Genomic DNA, 21,729 nt, shown 5'->3' with positions numbered 1-21,729 from the left:
GGGAGGCGTCCGGACGGCGCGGCGGTGGACGCGGGGCGAGGAAGCCCGGCGCCACCGGCGCATGGGGGTGCGGCGCGACCGGGGCGCCTGCCGACCCCCTCGCAGAACCGGCCCGGCGGCGGTGACGACGGCCCTTGCCCGCCGCCGGGCCTCACCATGACGCTCCCGGTCGCGCGGGTGCGGGCCGCACCGAACCCGGGAAAGCTGGAAGCCCGGCAGGCGCCGGCCGACGCGGGCGCACGGTGGCGGAAAGGGCTGAACGCGGATGAGCACGATCCTGGTGACGGGCGGGACCGGAACCCTCGGCCGGCACGTCGGCGAGCGGCTGCGCACGGACGGGCACGACGTGCGGGTGCTCAGCCGGCACGCGGTGCCGTACGCCGTCGACCTGCGCCAGGGCGGCAGCGCGCTGGACGCGGCCGTCACGGGCGCGGACACGGTCGTGCACTGCGCCACCTCGCCGCGCGGCGGCGACGAGAAGGCCGCGCGCAACCTGCTCACGGCGGCGCGGCGGGCCGGGGTGGCCCACCTGGTGTACATCTCGATCGTCGGCGTCGACCGGGTGCCGTTCGGCTACTACCGGTCCAAGCTCGCCGTGGAGCGGATGTTCGAGGACTCCGGGCTCGCCTGGACGGTGCTGCGCACCACCCAGTTCCACGACCTGCTCCTCACGCTCTTCGACGGGATGGCCAGGCTGCCGGTGCTCCTGCTGCCGGCCCGGGTGAAGGACCAGCCGATCGAGGTCACCGAGGTCGCCGGCCGCCTGGCCGACCTGGCCGGGGCCGAGCCGGCCGGCCGGGTCGACGACATGGGCGGTCCGGAGGTGCGTACGTTCGACTCGCTGGCCCGCGCCTACCTCCGGGCGACGGGCCGCCGGCGCGCGGTGGCGAAGGTCCCGCTGCGCGGCGCGGCCTACCACGCCTTCCGCGAGGGCGGCCATCTCGCCCCGGCGCAGGCGGTGGGCAGGACCACGTTCGACGAGTTCCTGGCGCAGCGGTTCCCGGGCCGGACCTAGGGTCCGTCGTCGCATCCTCCCGGGGACGCGTGCCGGACCCTGCGCGTACGGGCCGGCTTCAGGGTGTCCCGAAGAGTTCCTCCTGGGCTCGGTCGCGGGCGGTGAGCAGGGCGCCGCGCAGGACGGCGGTGCCGCCCAGCGTGCTGGGGCGGACCTCGGCGGGCAGCGGGGAGACGACGGCGAGGCGGGACCGGACCCGCGCGGCGAGCGTTTCGCCGCCGGCCCGGCCGACCTCGCCACCGAGCACCACGCATCCCGGGTCGAGCAGGGCGACCACCGAGGCGACGCCCACCGTGACCCGGTCGGCCAGGGTGTCGAGGAACCGGGCGTGCGCGCTCCCCGGCGGGGCGGCGGCGACCGCGGCGCGCACCGCGCCCGCCGCCTCCGACGCGCTCCCGGCCGGCGGGGCGACACCGTGCCTCGCCGCCAGTTCCGCCACCGCCGGCGCGCCCACCAGGGAGTGGAAGCCGCCCTCGCAGTCGGTCGCCGACGGCATGCCGCGCGTGCCGGGGACCGGGAGGAAACCGATCTCGCCGGTGCCGCCGGACGCGCCCCGGCGCAGCGTGCCGTCGAGGATCACGGCCGCGCCGGTGCCGTGCCCCAGCCACAGCAGGACGAAGGTGTCCCGGTCGCGGGCGGCGCCGTCGCGCTGCTCGGCCAGCGCGGCGAGGTTGGTCTCGTTCTCCACGCTGACCCGGGCCTCGGGCAGCCGTTCCTGGAGCGCGGCGACCAGCCGGCGGTGCCACTCGGGCAGGCTGATGGAGTCGCGCAGTTCGCCGCTGGCGGGGTCGATCAGCCCTGGTGCGCCGATCCCGACGGTGTGCAGCCGGTCCGCGCCCGCCTCCTTGGCGGTCCGCTCGACCAGCGCCACCGCCTGTTCCACCGCGGGCCCCGTCCCGGCGTCCCCGGTGATGGGCAAGGCGGCCTCGGCCAGCACCGTCCCGACGAGGTCGGACACGACGACGGTGACGCCCTCGGTGCGCACGTCCAGCGCGGCCAGGTGCGCCCGGTCGGCGACGATGCCGTACAGCTTGGCGTTGGGTCCGCGGCGCTGCTCGCCCGCCTCGCCGACCACCGCGATCAGGCCGGCCGCGGTGAGGCGCTCCACGAGGTCGGCGACGGAGGGCCGGGACAGACCGGTGAGTTGCTTCAACTGCCCTGCGGTCAGCGGGCCTTCCTGCTGCAGCAGGCGCAGGGCGAGCCGGTCGTTGAGGGCTCTGGCGGTGCTGGGGGATGCGGCCATGCCGGGATCCTTCCAGATCGGCGGGGCCGGTCGGACAGGGAGGACCGGCGGCGCGGGACGGGGGCTGCGGCCCCGAAAAGCCCTTATCTTTCAGGCAGGGTTCCTGATAGTTTACGGCGGCGCGTACGGGAACGGACCGGGAGGGGCGGGACATGGGTGCAGCGGTGTACGCACTGCGTGAGGTGAGGCGGGCGCGGTACGCCGTGGCCGCCGTGTTCGCGGTGCACGGCGCCGTCACCGGGTCGTTCGCCACCCGGGTCCCGTGGATCCAGGACCACGCCGGGGTGAGCGCCGGGCAGTTGGGGCTCGCGCTGGCCTTCCCCGCGCTCGGCGCCTCCGTCGCGATGCCGCTCGCGAGCCGGATCGCTCACCGTTTCGGCGCGCGCACCGCGCTGCGCGGGCTGATCGCGCTGTGGACGCTCTCCCTCGTCCTGCCGTCGATCGCGCCGAACCTGCTCACGCTCTGCCTGGCCCTGTTCGTCTACGGCGCCACGGCGGGCATGTCGGACGTGGCGATGAACGCGCTGGGCGTGGAGGTGGAGAACCGCCTGGACAAGTCGATCATGTCGGGGCTGCACGGCATGTGGAGCGCCGGTGCCCTGATCGGCTCGGCGGCCGGCACGCTCGCCGCGCACCTGGGCTCGGACGCCCGGCTGCACCACGCGCTCGCCTCCGCCGTCCTGACGGTGGCGGGCGTCACCGCCTGCGCCTGGGTGCTCGACCTGCAGCCCGCCGAGGACGAGGAGCCGCCGCCGCGGTTCGCGCTGCCGCCCCGCTCCGCGCTGCTCATCGGCGCGATCGGGTTCTGCGCGGTGTTCGCCGAGGGCGCGAGCCTGGACTGGTCGGCGGTCTATCTGCGGGACCGGTTGGACGCCTCGCCCGGTCTCGCGGCGGCCTGCACGACCGGCTTCACCCTCACCATGGCGGTGGCCCGGATCGCCGGGGACCACGTGGTGGACCGCTACGGCGCCGTGCGCACGGTCCGCGCGAGCGGTGTCGTCGCGGTCCTGGGCGGGCTGCTGATCGTCCTCGCGGAGCACCCGGCGGCGGCGATGGCCGGCTTCGCGCTGATGGGGCTCGGCATCGCGGTGGTCGTGCCGCTGTGCTTCGCCGCCGCCGGACGCAGCGGCTCCAACCCGAGCCTGGCCATCGCGGGCGTCGCGACCATCACCTACACCTCGGGGCTCATCGCCCCGAGCGCGATCGGCCTGCTGGCCCAGGCGACCAGCCTGATGGTGTCGTTCGTCCTGGTGACGCTGCTGTCGTGCGGCATCGCCGGCTTCGCGGGCGTGCTGCGCGCGGGCGACCGCGCGAAGATCACGCGTCCGGACGCAGCAGTTCCCGACCGGCGGCCCTGAACTCCTCGCTCCAGGGCGCCGGGCGCAGCGTGGCGGCGTCCAGCCGCACCAGCACCCGGCTGCCGCGGGCGTAGGTGACCGTGCCGTCCGCCGAGCAGAAGCGGAAGCCGTAGGTGAGCCCGGTGGTGCCCAGCCGGTCCAGCCAGAGGTGGACGGCGTAGCCGCCGGGCCGGGTGACCGGCGCCTCGTAGCCGATCCGGAACTCCTTGACCGCGTTGCAGGCGTCTCCCGCCGCGGCCCAGTCACCCTCGAAGCGGACGCCCTTGTCCTGCCACAGTTCCGTCCAGGCGCGCTCGACCAGCAGCGGGTAGCGGGCGTTGTGCAGCAGGCCCAGCGCGTCGAGGTCGTCGAAGTGGACGGTCACGGGGATCAGCCGGCCGTACGACAGTGCGGGGGCGAGCGGGGCTTCGGCGGTCACGGTGCGGTGCTCCTGGGACGTACGGGAAAGGTGCCGCCTACATCCAGCGGCGGCGCGCCCTCATCCTAAGCAGACGCTCAGCGGGCCCGGCGCACTCGGTCGGGTGTACGAAGCACTGCTGCTCAGCCCTCACAATGGTCCGGACACGCTGCACGTACGACGAAAGCGACACCCCATGGATCTCGGCGTCCGGTGGACACTGCACGGCGACGGGCGCACCCCGGCCCCCGGCGCGGTGGTCCGCCCCGACGAACGGCTCTCCTGGCCCCGCACCGCGGGCCTGGGCGCCCAGCACGTCGTGGCGATGTTCGGGGCGTCCTTCGTCGCCCCGGTGCTCATGGGCCTGGACCCCAACCTGGCGATCATGATGTCGGGCGTCGCGACCGTCGTGTTCCTGCTGGCCACGCGCGGCCGGGTACCGAGCTACCTGGGCTGCTCGCTCTCCTTCGTCGGTGTCGCCGCGGTCATCCGGGCGGACGGCGGGTCCAGCGCCACCGTGACCGGCGCGGTCCTCGTGGTCGGGGCGGCGCTGTTCCTGGTGGGGCTCGCGGTGCGGCGCTTCGGGGCGCGGATCATCCACGCCGCGATGCCGCCGATCGTCACCGGCGCGGTCGTCATGCTGATCGGTTTCAACCTGGCGCCGGTGACGGCCGCCACGTACTGGCCGCAGGACCAGTGGACGGCCCTGTTCGTGATGCTGTTCACCGGTCTGGCCGTGGTCTGCCTGCGCGGCTTCTGGTCCCGGATCGCGATCTTCCTCGGTCTGGTCTTCGGGTACGCCCTGTCCTGGGCGCTGGACCGGGTCTTCGGGCAGATCCACTCGGCCGACGCGAGCGGCAAGGTCACCGACCACTGGCGACTGGACCTGTCCGGTGTCGGTCAGGCCGACTGGATCGGTCTGCCGAGCCTGCACGCGCCCTCCTTCGAGTGGTCCGCGATCCTCGTCGCCCTGCCGGTGGTCATCGCGCTGATCGCGGAGAACGCCGGGCACGTCAAGGCGGTCGGCGAGATGACCGGCGACAACCTCGACGACAAGCTGGGCACCGCGATCTCCGCCGACGGCGTCGGCTCGATGCTGTCCACCGCGGTCGGCGGCCCGCCCAACACCACGTACTCCGAGAACATCGGCGTGATGGCCGCGACCCGCGTCTACTCGACCGCCGCCTACTGGGCCGCCGCCGGCTTCGCCCTGCTGTTCGGCCTCTGCCCGAAGTTCGGCGCGGTCGTGGCGGCCATCCCCGGCGGGGTGCTCGGCGGGATCACCGTCATCCTGTACGGCATGATCGGTCTGCTCGGCGCCCAGATCTGGATCAACGCCAAGGTGGACCTGCGCAATCCGCTGAACCTGGTGCCGGCCGCCGCGGGCATCATCATCGGCGTCGGCAACGTGACGATGGAGTTCACCGACACGTTCTCGCTCAGCGGGATCGCGCTCGGCACGCTGGTCGTCATCACCGGCTACCACGCGCTGCGCGCCTTCGCGCCCGCCCACCTCAAGACGCAGGAACCGCTGCTGGACGAGGGCACCTCGTCGTACGACACGGACGAGGCCGGCCGCGAGGACGCTCAGCGCGCCAAGTCGTAGGCGTAGGACGGGGTGAAGGTGCCCGGGGCTCCCGCGCAGCCGTCCGACTCACCGGGCAGTTTGACCCACAGGTAGCCGTCGATCCGTGCCTCGCCGGTGCGGAGCGTCGGCGGCCGGCCGAGCTTGCGGCCGGCCGGGTCGCACCACGCGCCGTCGGCCGGGGCGCCGGCGCCGTTGCGGCTGGTGTCGATCACCGCGCCGAGGCCCGGCGGGCCGCCGAGCACGTCGAGCACGGCCCGCACGTAGCCGATCTCGTCGTCCGTGGCGTGGAAGTTGGAGACGTTGCTGAAGACGCCGTCGGAGGAGGCGGCCGAGGCGGCCCCGGCCTGCCGCAGCCAGTCGGCCTGTTGCGCGGGTGCGTTCCAGCCGGAGTGCCCGGCGTCGTAGTAGACCCGCGCCCGCGGATCGGCCTCCTTCAGCACCCGCCCGGCGCGGGCCAGCGAGGCGAACCGGTCGGCACGTTCACCGGCGCTCAGGCACCCGGACTGGGCGATCGAGTCGGGCTCCAGGATCACGATGACCTCGCCGTCGCCCAGCCCGGCGGCGAACCGGTCGATCCAGGCGTCGTAGGCGTCCAGGTCGGGTGTCCCGCCCCGGGAGTGCCCGCCGCAGTCCCGGCCGGGTATCGCGTACGGCACGAGCACGGGCACCCGGCCCTGCGCCGCGCCGCCGGCCGTCACGGCACGCACCCGGGAGGTGAGGGTGTCCGGGTCCCGGTCGGTGAACCACACGGCCGCCGGCCGGCCGGCGATCCGGGACGCGATGACCGCGTTGCGCGGGTCGTCCGGGTTGGCGCGCACCCAGTCCAGGACCCGGGACTCGGGGTGGAGGTAGAGGCCGGTGGGCGCGGGGGCGGGCCGCCGGGGCCCGGTCGTCCGGGACACGGACGGGCCCGGGCCCGGACTCGCCCCGGCGGAGGGCGGCCTCGCCCCGGCGGAGGGCGGCCTCGCCCCTGACGGCGACGAGGACGGCGACGGCACGGCGGGCGACGACGGCGCCGCGGGCGGCGGTTCGGGACGCGGCGAGGCGGTCGCCACGGGACGCGCCCGGTCCGGGCCGGCTTCCCCGCCGGCCGCCGACATCGTCCCGGTCACGGCGCCGACCGCGACCACCACCGAGGCCACCGCGACCATCGCGCCGCGCCGGGCGGCGCGTCTGCGCTCGGCCCTCCGCGCGGCCAGCCGCCGGGCACGCGAGCCTGACACGGTCCGCTCCCCCTCCCCCGCGGCGGGCGCGTTCCCCCGTTCCGGGGAAGCGCCGGGCCCGCCGCCACGCGTACCAGGCTAAAGGTGTCACTCTTCGCTCATGCCGCAATGCGAACACGTCCTCACGCCCGTGGACGAGATCGTCTCCCGGATGCGCGCGCTCGCCGCGACCCTGCCCGAGCGGGACGGGGTGGCCGTCTTCAACCGTGTCTACCTCACCGTCACCGAGGCCGTGGACCGGCACATCGACGCCGGCCTGTTCGCCGACGCCCGAGCCGCGATCACGCTGGACGTACGGTTCGCGGAGCGCTATCTGACCGCCGTCGCGGCGGAGTCGCAGGGGCGCCGGGCACCGGCCTGCTGGCGTCCGCTGTTCCAGTTCCGCCGCCATCCGGGAGTACGTCCCCTGCAGTTCGCCCTCGCGGGCATCAACGCGCACATCGGGCACGACCTCGCGCTCGCCGTCGTGGACAGCTGCCGTACGCTCGGCTGCGAACCGGCCGCTCTGGAGGACGAGTTCGACCGGGTGGGCGAACTCCTCGTATCGCTGGAGGAGCGCATCCGCGAGGAGCTGATGCCGGGGCCCGATCTGCTGCGGATCGCCGACCCGCTGACCCATCTGCTCGGCGCGTGGAGCCTGGAGCGCGCCCGGGACGCCGCCTGGACGGCGGCCCGCGCCCTGTGGGCGCTGCGCGGACTGCCGGACGTCGCCGGGGAGTTCACCGAACGCCTGGACACCGCGGTGGGCTTCGCCGGGCGCATGCTGCTCACCCCGCTGCCGGACTGACCCGGCCGCCGGTCCGCCCGCGCGGGCGTCGTCCCCGAGAACTCCCCGGGGGACCGACGTGCGCGGTTCCGCGCGCGACGCCCGGGAACGCGAGGACGTCGTCGGCGCGGTGTCCGAGCAGGCGCGGGCCGCCGGGATCCGGGCGCCGCTCAGTCCTCGGGCAGTTCCACCGGGGCGATCTCGTCGTAGACGTCGCCGGGGCCCGGGTTGGTGGGGTCGGTCTCGCCGCCGAGGTGACGCATCACGCCCCAAACCGCGTTCAGCGCGGTCTGGACGGCGCCCTCGGCCCACCCGGCCGTCCAGGAGATGTCGTCACCGGCCAGGAAGATGCCCCGCTTGTCCTCGGGCAGCCGGTCCTGCATGAAGTGGGTGAACAGGCGCCGCTGGTAGCGGTAGTGGCCGGGCAGGTTGGCCTTGAACGCGCCCATGAAGTAGGGCTCGTTCTCCCAGGACACGGTCACCGGGTTGCCGATGATGTGCTTCCTGATGTCGACGTTCGGATAGATCTCGCCGAGCGACTTCAGCATGACCTCCATCCGCTCGTTCGCGGACAGCGGCAGCCACTTCAGACTGTCGTCGCACCAGGTGTACGACAGGCAGATCACGGCCGGCCGGTCCGGGCCGTCGTCGAGCAGGTAGGTGCCGCGGGTCATGCGGTCGGTGAGCGTCATCGACATGACGTCCCGCCCGGTCCGCTCGTCCTTGTCCAGCCAGAAGGGGCGGTCCACCGGCACGAACAGCTTGGAGCTCTCCATGTAGTGGGTGCGCTCGATCGCGGTCCAGTGGTCGATCGGGAAGAGCGAGTCGTCGCAGGCGATCTTCGACAGCAGCATCCAGGACTGGGCCGTGAAGATCGCCGCCCGGTAGGTGCGGATGTCGCCGTCGGCGTCCGTCACGGTGATCCGGTTGCCCGCGGTGCGGTGCAGCCGGGTCACGGCCGGGCGCGGTTCGCCGTCCACGTGCAGGGACTTCAGCGACGTGCCGTACGGCCAGTGGACGATCTTCTCCGGCTCGCGCTCCCACAGCCTGAGCGGCAGCTGCTGGGAGCCGCCGACGATGCCGCGGTGGTGGTCGTCGGCCTCGGTGTAGACGACCCGCAGGATCTCCAGGATGGAGTTGGGGAAGTCGGTGTCCCAGCCGCCGGTGCCGAAGCCGACCTGGCCGAAGATCTCGCGGTGCCGGAAGGACCGGAACGCCTCCGACTCGCAGAGGAAGCCGTAGAAGGTCTGGTTGTCGAGCTTCTCGACCAGCTTCGCCCAGATCTCGCGGATGCGCGGCACATCCCGCTCGCGCATGGCGCGGTTCATGTCGGAGAAGTCGGCGCCCTCTTCGAGGCACGTGTTCCAGGCGTTCGCCACGTCCCGGTAGACCTGCGGCAGGTCGTCGATCGTCTCGGCGTAGTGGGTCTCGCCCTTGAGGTCGACGACCGTCGAGGGCGTCGCCTCGGCCAGCGGGTTCGGGAACGGCCTGGTCTGCAGGCCGACCAGGTCGATGTAGTGCTGGAGCGCCGTGGAGGACGGCGGGAAGCGCATCGCGCCCATCTCGGCGGTCAGCGACGGGTCGCAGCCGTCGAAGCCCACGGTCCGCAGCCGGCCGCCGATCCGGTCGGCCTCGTAGACGACCGGCTTGAGGCCCATCTTCATCAGCTCGTAGGCGGCGACGATGCCGGACAGGCCGCCGCCGATGACCGCGACCTCGGTGCCGTGCTCGGTCGCCGGTACCTGTCCGAGGCCCGCCGGGTGGGCGAGGAAGTCGTCGTACGCGTAGGGGAAGTCCGGGCCGAACATGGTGATCGGCGGCTGCTGCGCGTCGGTGTGCTCGACGGCGTTGGGCACCGTGGACGTCATGGGGTACGGACTCCTTGCAGGGGTGGAACGAGGGAGATCAGACGAGGGACCCGTAGAGGCCGGGGCGGCGGTCCCGCAGGTACGGGTTGTTCTCGCGGGACGCGGCCAGCAGGACGGGGTCGGCGTCGGCGAGGACGAGTTCCTCCGCGCGGCCGGCCCGGGCGCGGGCGACCCCGTCGGGGCCGGCCAGCGTGGACAGTCCGACGAACTCGAACTCGCCCTCCTGGCCGACCCGGTTGACGTACGCGACGTACATCTGGTTCTCGAAGGCGCGCACCGGGACGACGGACTCGGCGACGAACTGGAACGGGTGCATCTGCGCGGTGGGCACCAGGAGGAGGTCGGTGCCGGCCAGCGCGTGGGCGCGCACGTTCTCCGGGAACTCGACGTCGTAGCAGATCATCAGGCCGACGGTCAGTCCGCCGAGTCCGGCCTGGGTGACGGGCCGGTCGCCCGGGGTGAAGTGGTCCCGCTCGAAGCAGCCGAAGAGGTGCGTCTTGCGGTGGTTCGCGAGGCGGGTGCCGTCGGCGGAGACGAGCTGGACGGAGTTGTACACCGCGTCGCCGTCGCGCTCCGGGTAGCCGTAGGCGACGGCGAGGCCGTGCCGGGTGGCGGTCTCGGCGATCGCGTCGGCGGCGTCGCCGTCGGCGGGCTCGGCGAGCCGGGCGAGGTCGTCGCCGATCGCGTACCCGGTCAGGAACAGCTCCGAGGTCACCAGCAGGGCCGCGCCCGCGGCGGCGGCACGGCCGGCCGCCTCGTCGAGGACCTTCAGGTTCTCGGCGACGGATCCGGGCCGTCCGGAGCTCTGGAGCAGGGCGGTGCGCATGCGTGTTCCTCACCGGTACGCGGGGGTTTCGGGGGCCGGATAGACGGTACGGTCGGCCGGCTCGGGCGGACAAGGAGCAGCCGTTGCGCACCGGTGAGCGGTTCGTTGCGTCTCGGCGGGGGCCGGCGGCGATTCGTTGCGCACACCGGGCGCGCCCCGCGCCCGCGGTGAAACCGCAGGTCGGCGGGGCGTGCCCGGAGGGCTCCATGCGTTGTCCGTGGCGCCGCGGCGTCACGCTCCGGCCGTGGCGCTGCGGCTGCGCGCGACCGCGTACAGCACCGCCGCCGTCGCCAGGTACGGCACGGCGAACACCGCGAAGGCGGTGCCGTGGGCGTGGCCCGAGGCGATCAGCGCGTAGCCGCCGTAGACCGAGACGGTCGCCAGCTCGGTGCCCAGGCCCGCCACCGAGGTCAGGGTGGCCCGCCCGCCGTTGTCGATGCGCCGCTGGAGCCGGGCGTCGGCCAGCACGGTCGCCGCCTGGAAACCGCCGAAGGCGAGGGCGACGAGGAGCAGTCCCGCCGGAGTGCCGCCGGCCGCGCCGACGGCCAGGGCGAGTCCGGCGCCGGCCAGCAGGGCGGCCAGTCCGGTCGTGCCGAGCCGCTCGCCCTCCCCCGCCAGCAGGCTTCCGGCGGTGGCTCCGGCCCAGATCAGCAGGAGCAGATACGGAACCGTCCAGTCGGCGACGCCGGTCCCGCGGACCAGCAGCGGCGTGTACTCGTCGAGGGCGCCCCACACGGCGCTCACCGCCGGGACGAGCAGCAGCGCGCCGCGCACGGACCGGTCGGCGCGGGCCTCGGCGAGGCCGGCCCGCAGGGTCGCCGTCCAGTTGTCGTGTCCGGCCGCCGGGGTGCGGTGTTCGGGGAACCGGAGTGCCGTGGCCGACGCCAGCAGGCACACCAGCACGCTGGCGGCGCCGACGGCGGTGTGACCGCCCTGGGCGAACACGGGGCCGGCGAGTCCCATGGCCGCCATGACGGCGACCAGTCCGGCCGCGCGGGCACGGCCCATGACCCGGGCGTAGCGGTCGGCCGCGCCGAGCCGCTCCAGTTCGTCGTGGACCAGCGCCTCCAGCGCGCCGGAGCCGAGCGCTCCGCCGGCGCCCCACAGCACGAAGCCGACGGCGAAGGCGCCGTACGACGGCAGGAGCACCCACAGCGCGAAGCCGGCCGCGGTGAGCAGCGGACCGAGCCACAGCGACAGCCGGCGCGAGACGGTGTCGGCCCAGGCCCCGGAGGGGACCTCCAGGAGGACGCCGGTCACCGACCAGAGGGCGAACAGGGACGAGATTTGCCAGACGGTGAGCCCGGTGTCGCTGAACAGCAGCGCGTACACCGGATAGAGCAGGATGAAGTCTTCGAGGAACGCGTAGCCGTACAGCGTGGAGGTCAGCCGTCGTACGCGGGCGTCGGACACACGCGGTGGCGTGGTGGTCATGAGGCCTTCCCAGGAGGGCGGTTCGGACACCGGACGTGGAGGACGTACGGCGTCCGAGGCGGTCCTCGGGAGGCGCGGCTGGTGGATCAATGTCGCCAGGTCATGACACCGATGGTAGACGGACCGGGGCGGGTCCGGCCCGTCGTTTCCCATGACGGGTGCTACGTGGGCGATCCCGACGAGAACCGCCGCAGCAGCGGGGAGAGCACCAGCACGGACTTGGTCCGCTCGACGAACGGCTCACCTGCGATGCGTTCCAGGACGCGTTCGAAGTGGCGCATGTCGGAGGCGAAGACCTGGGCGACCGCGTCGGCGTCGCCGGTGACGGTGGAGGCGGCCACGACCTCCTGGTAGCGCTCCAGGCCGCGCTGGATGGTCTCCGGGGAGGTGTTGCCGCGGCAGTAGATCTCGACGAACCCCTCCGTCTCCCAGCCGAGGGCGGCGGGGTCCACCCGCACGGTGAACCCGGTGATGGCGCCGGTGGCCCGCAGCCGGTCCACCCGCCGTTTCACGGCGGGCGCGGACAGGCCGACCATCTGGCCGATGTCGGCGTAGGAGCGGCGGGCGTCCTCGGCGAGGGCGTGCACGATGCGTTCGTCGAGATCGTTCAGCACTGCGGGTGGTTCACTTCGCTTCTGACGGGACCGGGGCGGCGAGCCGGGAGCGGCGGTGGCCGTAACCGAAGTAGACCACGAGGCCGACGGCCATCCAGACACCGAAGACCACCCAGGTGATCGCGGACAGGCTGCCCATCATCCACAGGCAGAAGGCGAAGCCGAGGGCGGGCAGGACCGGCGACAGCGGCACCCGGAAGGTGCGGGGCATGTCCGGGCGGCTCCGGCGCAGCACCACGACGGCCACGTTGACCAGCGCGAAGGCGAACAGGGTGCCGATGCTGGTGGCGTCGGCGAGCCGGCCGAGCGGGACGGCGGCGGCGAGCACACCGCAGAACAGGGAGACGATCAGGGTGTTGGCGCGGGGCGTGCCGGTCTTCGGGTGGACCCTGGCGAACAGCTTGGGCACGAGTCCGTCGCGGGACATGGCGAACAGGATGCGGGTCTGGCCGTAGAGCACGGTCAGGACGACGCTGGCGATGGCGATGACGGCGCAGAACGCCAGCAGGGTGCCCCAGAACGTCTGGCCGGTGACCTCGCGCATGATCTGGGCGAGCGCGGCCTCGGAGTCGGTGAAGTGCCGCCAGGGCTTGGCGCCGACGGCGACGGCGGCGACGAGGACGTACAGCGCGGTGATGATGACGAGGGACAGCAGGATCGCGCGGGGCAGGTCGCGCTGGGCGTTCTTCGCTTCCTCACCGGCGGTGGAGGCGGCGTCGAAGCCGATGTAGGAGAAGAAGAGCGTGGCCCCGGCGGCGCTGACGCCGGCCATGCCGAGCGGCATGAAGTTCTCGTAGTTGCCGGAGCGGAAGCCCTGGACGCCGATGGCGCAGAACAGCACCAGCGCGCCGATCTTCACGACGACCATGATCGTGTTGGCGCGGGCGGACTCGCGGGCGCCGCCCATGAGGAACGCCATGGCGAGCAGCACGACGATCAGCGCGGGCAGGTTGAAGACGCCGCCGTCGCCCGGCGGGGCGGACAGCGCGGCGGGGATGGTGACGCCGATGGTGCCGTCGAGGAGTTCGTTGAGGTACTCGCCCCAGCCGACGGCGACGGCGGCGACCGACACGCCGTACTCCAGGACCAGGCACCAGCCGCAGACCCAGGCGACCAGCTCGCCCATCGTTGCGTACGCATACGAGTAGGAGGAGCCGGAGACGGGGATCGTGCCGGCGAGTTCGGCGTAGGACAGCGCGGAGAACAGCGCCGTCAGACCGGCTATGACGAAGGACAGCGTGACCGCCGGACCGGCCTTGGGGACGGCCTCGCCGAGGACCACGAAGATGCCGGTGCCGAGCGTGGCACCGATGCTGATCATGGTGAGCTGCCACAGTCCGAGGGAGCGGCGCAGCGAGCCGCCCTCGCCCTGGCCACCCTCTGCGACCAGGCGTTCCACGGGCTTGCGACGCATCAGGCGCGCGCCGGGGCCCGGGGACGGCGGGGCGGCGGGACTGCCGTTGTGCGGGGGTGCGCCTTGGTCGAGCACGCGCTGACTCCTTCGTCGCTGCCGGTCTGTCGCGGCAGGGACCGACGGCGTCCCGCGACAGCCGGGACCCGTCGAGCGGGGTCCCCGCCGCACCACGTACAGCGCGTAACCCTACGAGGTCGGACGTTGCTGCTGAAATGCAGCAACCTTGCGCACAGCCGCAAGATCATTGCGTTCCTCGCGGTGCGGCGGGTGTTCGTTGCGCGAGGGTTGTCGACCTTTGCGTGTCGCACCCGTCGTGACCAGCGGGTCCCGGGCGCGCCGCGGCCCCCGGTTCTCCCGGCGGGCGGGGTCCTCGGGGGCCGTGGGCTGGCTCGGGGCGTCAGTTCCAGCTGGCGTGCAGCGGCTTGCCCTCGGCGTAGCCGGCGGCGCTCTGGATGCCGACGACGGCCTTCTCGGCGAACTCCTCCAGGGAGCCGGCACCCGAGTAGGTGCAGGAGGAGCGGACGCCCGCGATGATCGAGTCGATCAGGTCCTCGACGCCGGGCCGGACCGGGTCGAGGAACATGCGGGAGGTGGAGATGCCCTCCTCGAAGAGCGCCTTGCGGGCGCGGTCGTAGGCGGACTCCTCCGAGGTGCGGTTGCGCACGGCACGCGCGGAGGCCATGCCGAAGGACTCCTTGTAGGGGCGGCCGTTCGCGTCGTGCTGGAGGTCGCCCGGGGACTCGTAGGTCCCGGCGAACCAGGAGCCGATCATCACGTTGGAGGCGCCGGCGGCGAGGGCCATCGCCACGTCGCGCGGGTGGCGGACACCGCCGTCGGCCCACACGTGCTTGCCGTACTTCCTCGCCTCGGCGGCGCACTCCAGGACGGCGGAGAACTGCGGGCGGCCGACGCCGGTCATCATGCGGGTGGTGCACATGGCGCCGGGGCCGACACCGACCTTGACGATGTCCGCGCCGGCCTCGATGAGGTCGCGGACGCCCGCGGCGGCGACCACGTTGCCCGCGACGACCGGCACCTGCGGGTCGAGGTCGCGGACCAGCTTCAGTGCGTTGATCATCGACTCCTGGTGGCCGTGGGCCGTGTCGATGACGAGGGTGTCGACGCCCGCGTCGAGCAGCTGCCGGGCCTTGCCCGCGACGTCGCCGTTGATGCCGACGGCGGCGGCGATGCGCAGCCGCCCGGCGGCGTCGGTGGCCGGCGTGTACAGGGTGGCGCGCAGGGCGCCCTTGCGGGTGAGGATGCCGGCGAGGCGGCCGTCCTTGTCCACGGCGGGCGCGTAGCGCCGGTTGGCGCCGTCCAGGGTGTGGAAGGCCTCGCGCGGGTCCATGTCGGCGTCGATGAGGAGCAGGTCCTTGGACATGACCTCTTCGAGCTGGGTGAAGCGGTCTACGCCGGACAGGTCGGTGTCGGTGACCACGCCGATCGGCCGGTGCCCGTCGTCGACGACGACGCCCGCGTTGTGCGCGCGCTTGGGCAGCAGCGAGAGCGCGTCGGCGACGGTCTGGTGCGGGGCCAGCACGATCGGGGTGTCGAGGACCAGGTGGCGGCCCTTCACCCAGGAGACGACCTCGGTGACGACCTCGATCGGGATGTCCTGCGGGATGACCACGAGTCCGCCGCGCCGGGCCACGGTCTCGGCCATGCGGCGTCCGGCGATGGCCGTCATGTTGGCGACGACGAGCGGAATGGTGGTGCCGGTGCCGTCCGGGGAGCTGAGGTCCACGCCCTGCCGCGAGCCGACCGCGGAGCGGCTCGGCACCATGAAGACGTCGTCGTACGTCAGGTCGTACGCGGGCTGGATGTCGTTGAGGAAACGCACGTGCTGCACATCCCAGTCGATCAGAGGTGGCCCCCGGACAGGTCAGCCAGGGGGAAGAGCACGTACTTCATTGTCCCATGGCGCCCCGTACGTCCGTCCCCGGCGGATCATCCAGGCTGGTCAGAGGCCTGTTCGGAGGATCCTCCGAGGGCGAGTGCCACGGTGAGCGAAGGGGTGCGGTCCGCCGCTTCGGCGAACACCTCACGGGCGGTCGCCCACTCCTCGCTCCGGGCCGTCGCGTACGCCTGCCAGCCGCGTACGACGACCAGCAGCCCGCGCTCGACGGCGCCGTCGGGCCAGACGGTGTGGTCGGCGAGACAGTCCACGAGGGCGTCCCAGTTGCGGCCGAACCAGTCGGGCAGCTCCAGCGCGCGGGCGCACCGGTCCATCAGTCCCGCCTTGTCGGTGACCCCGTCGAGGTCGACGGTGACCACGAGCGGGCCGGTCGGGTCGTACGTCATCTCAGTACCGCCGTGAACGATGCGTAGTGGTCGTCGGTGTAGTAGGTCTCGCCGCCCCGCCCGGTGACGATGCGCCGGGCCCCGCGGTCGGGCGAGCCCGGCGTCCGGACCGTGTACTCGTGGTAGTAGCCGCGTTGCCGCCGGGGCAGCAGGCCCTCGAAGTTGCCGAAGACGGCGCCGTCCCGCTCGTACGGGAAGGGGCCGCCCGCGTCGATGAGGTCCAGGGTGTCCCTGGCCTCGCCGGGCAGGTCGGCCTCCCGGACGGTGGGCATGCCCTCGGCCCACGCGGGCGCCGCGGTGTCCTCGCCGGCCGGGGAGCAGCCGGTGAGCAGGACGAGCAGGCAGGCCAGGAGGCGGAGGACGAGGGTCCGGCGCAGCGGCATGCGGCCGATGCTGCCAGTCCCGTCCCCGCCTCACCCGCCGTCAGGGGCCATCCGGGTCTGCACGGTTGAGGGCGGACCTCGGGGCGGGACCGGCCGTCATCAGGTAGTCCGCGGCCGACGTGTCCGTCACCAGGCTGGTGACCAGCCCGGAGCGCAGCACGGCGTCGATCGCGGGACCCTTGCGCTGCCCACCGGCGATGGCGACGACCTCGGGGACCCGGCGCAGCTGGTCGGTCTTGACCGTGATGCACCGCTCCCCCAGGTCCCGGCCGACCCGGCGGCCCTCGGCGTCGAAGAGGTGCGCGGACATCTCCGCGGCGACGCCGAGGGAGGCGTAGTGCGCCCGCTCCTCGTCGCTGAGCATGTCGTGCACCGTGGAGATGCCCGGCTCCCAGGAGCCGATGGAGACGCAGGCGACCGTGACCTTGTCGAAGTACTCGAAGGCCCGCGCGATGCCCGTCTGGTGGCGCAGCGCCTCCGCGGTGGCCGCGTCCGGCAGCAGCATCGGCGCGTAGATGGGGTGGGCGTCGCCGCCCGACACCTGCGCGGCGCGCCGCACGGCCTCCACCGAGCCGCGTTCGGCGGTCCCGGCGTCGTACACCCCGGTCAGCTGCACGACCGTGCAGGGCGGCAGCCGGTCCAGGGCCGCCGCCATGTGGATGGTGGACCGGCCCCAGGCCAGGCCCAGCACGTCCCCCTCGTTGACCAGCTCGCCGAGCAGGTCGGCGGCCACCTCTCCCAGGTTCTCGGGGTCGGGCGTCTCCTCGGCCTCGGCCGGGGACTCGACCACGACGGCGTGCCTGAGGCCGTAGCGGGCGCGGAGCGCGTCGGAGCGCTCGGCGTCCAGTTCGGCCGGCACGCGGATCTCGATCCGTACGAGATCCCGCTCGAGGGCGGTCTCCAGGACCCGGGCCACCTTGAAGCGGCTGACGCCGAACTCCTCGGCGATCTGGATCTTCGATTTCCCCTCGAGGTAGAAGCGGCGGGCCATGGCCGCCGCCTGCACCAGCTCAGCGGGTCCCATCCGCATGGCTGACCGGCCCGCCGACATACCCGACACGGCGATCTCCTCACTGCTGTTCACACTCTGGATTCGCCGTTCATCCTTGCAGATCCGGCGCTGTCGATCAGCCCTGCTGGGCGCCGTTCATGTTCCTGACGCTCAGTGGTCGCATGCCCACGAGGCCTTGCCGGTGGCGGCCTCGGCCTGGTAGCGCAGTGCGCGGACCGCCTCGGCCGGGTCGTCCGCCCCGTACACGGCGGAACCCGCGACGAAGACGTCGGCGCCGGCCTCGGCGCAGCGCTCGATGGTGGAAGCCGACACTCCGCCGTCGACCTGGAGCCACAGCTGCAGACCGTGCTTCTTGATCAGCTCTCGGGTGCGACGGATCTTCGGCAGCATGATGTCGAGGAACGCCTGCCCGCCGAAGCCCGGTTCAACCGTCATGATCAGCAGCATGTCGAGTTCGGGGAGCAGGTCCTCGTAGGGCTCGACCGGCGTCGCCGGGCGCAGCGCCATGGAGGCGCGGGCGCCCTTGGCCCGGATCTCGCGGGCGAGCCGCACCGGGGCGGTGGCCGCCTCGGCGTGGAAGGTGACGGACCCGGCCCCCGCCTCCACGTACTGGGGCGCCCACCGGTCGGGGGCCTCGATCATCAGGTGGCAGTCCAGCGGGGTGTCCGTCGCGCGGGCGAGCGACTCCACGACCGGCACGCCGAGGGTGAGGTTCGGGACGAAGTGGTTGTCCATGACGTCGACGTGGAGCCAGTCGGCGCCTTCGACCGCCTTCGCCTCGTCCGCGAGACGGGCGAAGTCGGCGGACAGGATGCTGGGGTTGATCTGCACGGCCATGCAGCAAGACTGCCATGCCCGCCGGGCCCCACCCTCATCGGTACCGCACCTCGACGGGCGGGCGGCGGGGACCGAGCGCGCCTTGAGTCGGGCTCCGGTCCCCGCGGGCCGCGGGTGTCAGCCGGTGCGGCGGATCAGCGCCAGGTACATCGCGTCGGTCCCGTGCAGATGCGGCCACAGCTGTACGTCGGGCCCCTCACCCAGGTCCGGTACGCCCGGCAGCAGCGGACGGGCGTCGATCAGGTCGGCGTCCGGGAACTGCTTGAGGAGGTCGGCGACCACGGCCCGGGTCTCCGCGAGGTGCGGCGAGCAGGTGGCGTAGCCGACGACACCGCCGACGCGCACGGACTCCAGGGCGGTGCGCAGCAGCCCGCGCTGGAGCGGGGCGAAGCCGTCGAGGTCCTCGGGGCGGCGCCGCCAGCGCGCCTCGGGGCGGCGGCGCAGGGCGCCCAGACCGGTGCACGGCACGTCGACCAGCACCCGGTCGAAGCTGCCGGGCCGCCACGGCGGCCGCGTCCCGTCGGCGGCGACGACCTGGTACGGCCCCGGGTTCCCGGCCAGCGCCCTCGCCACCAGCCCGGCCCGGTGCGGCTGCTTCTCCGAGGCGAGCAGCACGGCGCCGCGCTCGGCGGCGAGCGCCCCGAGCAGGGCGGCCTTCCCGCCGGGGCCCGCGCACCCGTCCAGCCACAGCCGGTCGGGCCCGTCGACGGGCGCGTTCGCGAGGGCCAGGGCGACCAGTTGGCTGCCCTCGTCCTGCACCCCGGACCGGCCCTCGGCGACCGCCGCGATGGCGCCGGGCTCCCCGCCCTCGGTGAGCCGTACCGCGTGGGGCGACCAGCGTCCCGGGACGGCGGCCTCCTCGGTGAGCAGTTCGGCGGTGGTGGCCCGGCCGGGACGGGCGACGAGCGTGACCTCGGGGCGTTCGTTGTCGGCCCGCAGCAGGTCCTCGATGCCGGCGCGGCCGCCGCCGAGGGAGTCCCACAGCGCGGAGACGACCCAGCGCGGGTGGGAGTGCACGACGGCGAGGTGGTCCTCGGGGTCCTCGTCGTAGGGCGGCGCGACCCGCTCCAGCCAGCCGTCGAGGTCGTGCTGGGCGACCTTGCGCAGCACGGCGTTGACGAACTTGGCCCGTCCGTCGCCCAGCACCACCCGGGCCAGCTCCACGGAGGCGGACACGGCGGCGTGCGTCGGGATGCGGGTGCCCAGCAGTTGGTGCGCACCGAGGCTCAGCACGTCCAGCACCGGCGGGTCCACCTCGCGCAGCGGCCGGTCCACACAGGCCGCGACGACCGCGTCGTACGTGCCCTGGCGGCGCAGCGTGCCGTACACCAGCTCGGTGGCGAGCGCCGCGTCACGCGCGTCGAAGTCCCCCTTCTCACGCGCCTTGCGCAGCAGCGGGGGCAGGACGAGGTTGGCGTAGGCGTCCCGTTCGTCCACGGCCCGCAGGGCCTCGAAGGCGAGGATGCGGACGGGGTCCTTCTGGGGCCGGCGGTACGGCTTGGCCGGCTTGCGGGGCCGACGGGGCTGGTCGCTCACGAAAAAGGTGCTCCGGACGTGGGGTGAAGTGCGCACTCCAGCCTACGTCGTCGGGCGTGCCGGGGAGCCCGCGCGTCAGGCGCCGACGGTCTCGCCCGGCGCGATCCGCACCCCGCGCGCCCAGTCCGCCGCCCGCATCGGCTTCTTGCCCTGGGCCTGCACCCACAGCAGCTCCACGGCGTACGAACCGGTGCCCACGTACACGTTGTTCTTGCCGGCGGACAGCTGCCCGGGCGCGAGGTCGGTCAGCTCCGGCACGGGCGCGGCCTGGACGATCTTGAGGCGCTCGCCGCGGAAGGTGGTCCAGGCGCCGGGGGCGGGGGTGCAGCCGCGCACCACGCGGTCGACGCGCAGCGCCGGGGTGCGCCAGTCGACGCGGGCGTCCTCGACGGTGACCTTGGGGGCGAGGCTGATGCCGTCGGCGGGCTGCGGCACGGCCTTCAGGGTGCCGTCCTCGATGCCGTCCATGGTCGCGGCGAGCAGGCCTGCGCCGGCGAAGGCGAGCCGGGTGAGCAGGTCGCCGCTGGTGTCGGTGGGGCGGATCTCCTCGGTGACGGTGCCGTAGACGGGGCCGGAGTCGAGGCCCTCCTCGATGAGGAAGGTGGCGGCGCCGGTGATCTCGTCACCGGCCATGATGGCGTGCTGCACGGGCGCGGCGCCGCGCCAGGCGGGCAGCAGCGAGAAGTGCAGGTTGACCCAGCCGCGGGCGGGGATGTCGAGGGCCTCCTTGGGCAGCAGCGCGCCGTAGGCGACGACCGGGCAGCAGTCGGGGGCGATCTCCTTGAGCCGCTCCAGGAATTCGGGGTCCCTGGGCCTGGCCGGTTTCAGCACCTCGATCCCGGCCTCCTCCGCGCGCTCGGCGACCGGGGAGGCGACCAGCCTGCGCCCGCGCCCCGCGGGCGCGTCGGGCCGCGTGACGACGGCGGCCACCTCGTGCCGCCCGGCGGCGAGAAGAGCGTCCAGTGCGGGAACGGCGACCTCGGGGGTACCTGCGAAGACGAGCTTCATGGGGTGCTTGGGGCCTCTCGGGCGGGGGCAGTGGGGCAGCGCACCAGTCTATGGGGCCGCATGCGCGGGCGACGGCCGAGGCGCGGAGCCCCGCACGGGGGCGTACGCATATGCCGCCACGCCCCCACCCCGTGACCCGTAGGGCTGATTCGCGTTGGTCAAGAAAGAGTTGACCACGGGCCCCGAGACGGGCTCATTCCCTTCCAACGCCGGTTCGAGAGGCTTGTTCATGGCCGACCACGCAACCCACGACGCCCAGGCTCGGGCCAGCCTTCACCTGCTGGTGCGGGACATCGAGCGGGTCCGCCGGCAGGTGGACGCGCTGCGCACGCTCACCGCCCAGTTGGGCAATGTCTACCGCCCACGGCGCTCCGGCCCCTCCACGGGCTTCGTCGTCTACGGACGCGCCCCCGCCCCGACGGTCCGCCTCGCCCAGGAGCTGCGGGACAGCGTGGAGACCCTGGTGACGGCGGCCGTGGACTTCGACCGCTCCCTGGGCTTCTCGTGGGACGCGGTGGGCTCCGCGCTCGGAGTCACCAAGCAGGCGGTGCACCGCCGTTACGGCGCCCGTCGTGCCGCCGCGCAGCCGCCGGCGCCGACGGAGGCCGAGCGGGCCGCGGAGGCGTCGGGCAGCCGCCCGGTCAACGTCGGCGCCGGTGTCTCCGCGGTGCCGACGGTCCCGGCGGCCCGCACCATGCCGACCCAGCCCACGGCCGGCAGCCCGTCCCTGCGCGAGGAGCCCCGCCCGACGGCCCTCCCCGCCCCGCGCAACGGCTGAGCCCTGCCCGCCCCGTTCGCCTCGCCCTCCCGGCCGCACCGCCCCGGGAGGGCGAGGCCATAGCGGGCCCGCCCCGGGCCGGTCGGGGGCGCGTCTCGGCGTGGGCGCGTCTCCGCAGGGGCACGTCT

General features: G+C 73.7%; 20 protein-coding genes. 5 read left to right on the top strand and 15 right to left on the bottom strand.

Annotated features, from left to right (window positions below; translation table 11 throughout):
* The first annotated feature begins 265 nt into the window (after positions 1-265).
* Positions 266-1,015 carry an SDR family oxidoreductase gene (locus FGW31_RS29235; RefSeq protein WP_142196548.1) on the top strand — a complete coding sequence of 250 codons (750 nt, stop codon included), beginning with the start codon at positions 266-268 and terminating at the stop codon, positions 1,013-1,015.
* Positions 1,016-1,073: 58 nt separating this feature from the next.
* Here FGW31_RS29235 and FGW31_RS29230 read toward each other — a convergent pair whose 3' ends face one another.
* Positions 1,074-2,258, bottom strand: coding sequence for an ROK family transcriptional regulator (locus tag FGW31_RS29230; RefSeq protein ID WP_142196547.1), 1,185 nt, complete (start codon positions 2,256-2,258; stop codon positions 1,074-1,076).
* Positions 2,259-2,410: 152 nt separating this feature from the next.
* Here FGW31_RS29230 and FGW31_RS29225 point away from each other — a divergent pair, with 152 nt between their 5' ends.
* On the top strand, positions 2,411-3,616 hold the full coding sequence (locus FGW31_RS29225; RefSeq protein ID WP_142196546.1) for an MFS transporter: 1,206 nt from the start codon (positions 2,411-2,413) through the stop codon (positions 3,614-3,616).
* On the opposite strand, the gene FGW31_RS29220 is transcribed toward FGW31_RS29225, so the two are convergent.
* On the bottom strand, positions 3,576-4,034 hold the full coding sequence (locus FGW31_RS29220) for an acyl-CoA thioesterase (RefSeq protein WP_142196545.1): 459 nt from the start codon (positions 4,032-4,034) through the stop codon (positions 3,576-3,578). The genes FGW31_RS29225 and FGW31_RS29220 overlap by 41 nt on opposite strands.
* Before the next feature lie 175 nt (positions 4,035-4,209).
* Here FGW31_RS29220 and FGW31_RS29215 point away from each other — a divergent pair, with 175 nt between their 5' ends.
* Positions 4,210-5,619, top strand: a complete 1,410-nt coding sequence (locus tag FGW31_RS29215) for a uracil-xanthine permease family protein (protein WP_142196544.1) — start codon at positions 4,210-4,212, stop codon at positions 5,617-5,619.
* On the opposite strand, the gene FGW31_RS29210 is transcribed toward FGW31_RS29215, so the two are convergent.
* Positions 5,601-6,752, bottom strand: coding sequence for a glycoside hydrolase family 6 protein (locus FGW31_RS29210; RefSeq protein ID WP_142197275.1), 1,152 nt, complete (start codon positions 6,750-6,752; stop codon positions 5,601-5,603). The genes FGW31_RS29215 and FGW31_RS29210 overlap by 19 nt on opposite strands.
* Before the next feature lie 172 nt (positions 6,753-6,924).
* Here FGW31_RS29210 and FGW31_RS29205 point away from each other — a divergent pair, with 172 nt between their 5' ends.
* Positions 6,925-7,611: a DUF5995 family protein gene (locus tag FGW31_RS29205; protein ID WP_142196543.1), complete on the top strand. Its 687-nt coding sequence runs from the start codon at positions 6,925-6,927 to the stop codon at positions 7,609-7,611.
* A 149-nt stretch (positions 7,612-7,760) separates the two neighbouring features.
* Here FGW31_RS29205 and FGW31_RS29200 read toward each other — a convergent pair whose 3' ends face one another.
* From FGW31_RS29200 to fmt, 12 genes are all read right to left on the bottom strand, one after another.
* Positions 7,761-9,458 (bottom strand): flavin monoamine oxidase family protein, encoded by a 1,698-nt coding sequence (locus FGW31_RS29200; protein ID WP_142196542.1) that lies wholly within the window; start codon positions 9,456-9,458, stop codon positions 7,761-7,763.
* Between the two features lie 37 nt (positions 9,459-9,495).
* Positions 9,496-10,284: a carbon-nitrogen hydrolase family protein gene (locus FGW31_RS29195; protein ID WP_142196541.1), complete on the bottom strand. Its 789-nt coding sequence runs from the start codon at positions 10,282-10,284 to the stop codon at positions 9,496-9,498.
* 231 nt (positions 10,285-10,515) lie between these two features.
* Positions 10,516-11,718 carry an MFS transporter gene (locus FGW31_RS29190; RefSeq protein ID WP_142196540.1) on the bottom strand — a complete coding sequence of 401 codons (1,203 nt, stop codon included), beginning with the start codon at positions 11,716-11,718 and terminating at the stop codon, positions 10,516-10,518.
* Between the two features lie 161 nt (positions 11,719-11,879).
* Positions 11,880-12,332: an Lrp/AsnC family transcriptional regulator gene (locus FGW31_RS29185; protein WP_142196539.1), complete on the bottom strand. Its 453-nt coding sequence runs from the start codon at positions 12,330-12,332 to the stop codon at positions 11,880-11,882.
* Positions 12,333-12,342: 10 nt separating this feature from the next.
* Entirely contained in the window at positions 12,343-13,821 is a 1,479-nt protein-coding gene (locus tag FGW31_RS29180) for an amino acid permease (RefSeq protein WP_142196538.1), read from the bottom strand.
* Between the two features lie 322 nt (positions 13,822-14,143).
* Positions 14,144-15,586: a GuaB1 family IMP dehydrogenase-related protein gene (locus FGW31_RS29175; RefSeq protein WP_161175415.1), complete on the bottom strand. Its 1,443-nt coding sequence runs from the start codon at positions 15,584-15,586 to the stop codon at positions 14,144-14,146.
* Positions 15,587-15,693: 107 nt separating this feature from the next.
* On the bottom strand, positions 15,694-16,047 hold the full coding sequence (locus tag FGW31_RS29170) for a barstar family protein (RefSeq protein WP_142196536.1): 354 nt from the start codon (positions 16,045-16,047) through the stop codon (positions 15,694-15,696).
* Positions 16,044-16,430, bottom strand: a complete 387-nt coding sequence (locus tag FGW31_RS29165) for a guanyl-specific ribonuclease (RefSeq protein WP_142196535.1) — start codon at positions 16,428-16,430, stop codon at positions 16,044-16,046. The genes FGW31_RS29170 and FGW31_RS29165 overlap by 4 nt, the downstream gene beginning before the upstream one ends.
* A 40-nt stretch (positions 16,431-16,470) precedes the next feature.
* The gene (locus FGW31_RS29160) at positions 16,471-17,514 is read right to left on the bottom strand and encodes a sugar-binding transcriptional regulator (RefSeq protein WP_142196534.1); all 1,044 of its coding nucleotides are present in this window, start codon (positions 17,512-17,514) and stop codon (positions 16,471-16,473) included.
* Positions 17,515-17,592: 78 nt separating this feature from the next.
* Positions 17,593-18,279 carry a ribulose-phosphate 3-epimerase gene (gene rpe, locus FGW31_RS29155; RefSeq protein WP_142196533.1) on the bottom strand — a complete coding sequence of 229 codons (687 nt, stop codon included), beginning with the start codon at positions 18,277-18,279 and terminating at the stop codon, positions 17,593-17,595.
* Between the two features lie 117 nt (positions 18,280-18,396).
* Positions 18,397-19,815, bottom strand: a complete 1,419-nt coding sequence (locus FGW31_RS29150; protein ID WP_142196532.1) for an RsmB/NOP family class I SAM-dependent RNA methyltransferase — start codon at positions 19,813-19,815, stop codon at positions 18,397-18,399.
* A gap of 75 nt (positions 19,816-19,890) precedes the next feature.
* The gene (gene fmt / locus FGW31_RS29145) at positions 19,891-20,823 is read right to left on the bottom strand and encodes a methionyl-tRNA formyltransferase (protein WP_142196531.1); all 933 of its coding nucleotides are present in this window, start codon (positions 20,821-20,823) and stop codon (positions 19,891-19,893) included.
* Between the two features lie 229 nt (positions 20,824-21,052).
* Between fmt and FGW31_RS29140 the strand changes: the two genes are divergently transcribed.
* The gene (locus FGW31_RS29140) at positions 21,053-21,601 is read left to right on the top strand and encodes a hypothetical protein (RefSeq protein ID WP_142196530.1); all 549 of its coding nucleotides are present in this window, start codon (positions 21,053-21,055) and stop codon (positions 21,599-21,601) included.
* Positions 21,602-21,729: the final 128 nt, after the last annotated feature.

Source organism: Streptomyces calvus, assembly GCF_006782915.1.
In the GTDB taxonomy this organism is placed as follows: Bacteria; Actinomycetota; Actinomycetes; order Streptomycetales; family Streptomycetaceae; genus Streptomyces; species Streptomyces calvus.
This window is presented reverse-complemented; position numbering and strand designations above follow the sequence as displayed.

Bases quoted from the DNA above. Each gene is read 5' to 3' on its own strand.
- FGW31_RS29230 (WP_142196547.1), bottom strand. From the start codon at position 2,258: ATGGCCGCATCCCCCAGCACCGCCAGAGCCCTCAACGACCGGCTCGCC.
- FGW31_RS29140 (WP_142196530.1), top strand. From the start codon at position 21,053: ATGGCCGACCACGCAACCCACGACGCCCAGGCTCGGGCCAGCCTTCAC.
- FGW31_RS29195 (WP_142196541.1), bottom strand. From the start codon at position 10,284: ATGCGCACCGCCCTGCTCCAGAGCTCCGGACGGCCCGGATCCGTCGCC.
- FGW31_RS29170 (WP_142196536.1), bottom strand. From the start codon at position 16,047: ATGACGTACGACCCGACCGGCCCGCTCGTGGTCACCGTCGACCTCGAC.
- fmt (WP_142196531.1), bottom strand. From the start codon at position 20,823: ATGAAGCTCGTCTTCGCAGGTACCCCCGAGGTCGCCGTTCCCGCACTG.
- FGW31_RS29215 (WP_142196544.1), top strand. From the start codon at position 4,210: ATGGATCTCGGCGTCCGGTGGACACTGCACGGCGACGGGCGCACCCCG.
- FGW31_RS29165 (WP_142196535.1), bottom strand. From the start codon at position 16,430: ATGCCGCTGCGCCGGACCCTCGTCCTCCGCCTCCTGGCCTGCCTGCTC.
- FGW31_RS29225 (WP_142196546.1), top strand. From the start codon at position 2,411: ATGGGTGCAGCGGTGTACGCACTGCGTGAGGTGAGGCGGGCGCGGTAC.
- FGW31_RS29200 (WP_142196542.1), bottom strand. From the start codon at position 9,458: ATGACGTCCACGGTGCCCAACGCCGTCGAGCACACCGACGCGCAGCAG.
- FGW31_RS29235 (WP_142196548.1), top strand. From the start codon at position 266: ATGAGCACGATCCTGGTGACGGGCGGGACCGGAACCCTCGGCCGGCAC.
- FGW31_RS29205 (WP_142196543.1), top strand. From the start codon at position 6,925: ATGCCGCAATGCGAACACGTCCTCACGCCCGTGGACGAGATCGTCTCC.
- FGW31_RS29210 (WP_142197275.1), bottom strand. From the start codon at position 6,752: ATGGTCGCGGTGGCCTCGGTGGTGGTCGCGGTCGGCGCCGTGACCGGG.
- rpe (WP_142196533.1), bottom strand. From the start codon at position 18,279: ATGGCCGTGCAGATCAACCCCAGCATCCTGTCCGCCGACTTCGCCCGT.
- FGW31_RS29190 (WP_142196540.1), bottom strand. From the start codon at position 11,718: ATGACCACCACGCCACCGCGTGTGTCCGACGCCCGCGTACGACGGCTG.